Consider the following 568-nt stretch of genomic DNA (forward strand, 5'->3'; position numbering starts at 1 on the left):
GTTCTCTTGTGCCACTAATTCATATTCTCCATTTTCTTGTCGTTTTAATATTTGATAATCCGACAAAGTATATTTTGGTGTTTGTGTATGACGATTTATGAAGATGACATATTGTGTGGGTTTGTAGTATCTAAGAGGCAAGTTAGTTTGCTTAAAAGCCTTAGTTATTAAATGCTCATCCTTTTCATCATAAGAAAAGCACAAAGCTCTTTTTGCCTCAGCTTCTTTGTGTATATGAAGATAAACTTTGCCTTTGTCCTTGTTTGTAATTTGTGCTTTGTAGGTATGCTTTTTATCCCTTAACTCGATATAATCTTTTAAGCCCTCTATTTGCTTTGTATAAAGCTTGCATAATTCTTTTCTATTTTCATACAAAAACAAGCCTCTATAATCATACACCAAGGCAGATCTATGCTCTAAGGCTATGTTTAGTTGGGCTAAACGATCAATTACTAAGTGGGTTTTCTTGCCAAGTAAATTGCCATCAATCTTAAATACTTCCTTATAATACACCTGTCTTTTTTGTATGAAGCTTCTTGTTTCTTCTTTTAATCTTGCCTTTATGCTT

General features: G+C 32.6%; 1 protein-coding gene. It reads right to left on the bottom strand.

Annotation, left to right across the window (positions count from 1 at the left end):
* A partial coding sequence (locus DMC01_RS14260; protein WP_185908984.1) for a hypothetical protein occupies positions 1 to 568 on the bottom strand: 568 nt, incomplete at both ends.

The sequence above is a fragment of the Campylobacter troglodytis genome, from assembly GCF_006864425.1.
Lineage (GTDB): Bacteria > Campylobacterota > Campylobacteria > Campylobacterales > Campylobacteraceae > Campylobacter_D > Campylobacter_D troglodytis.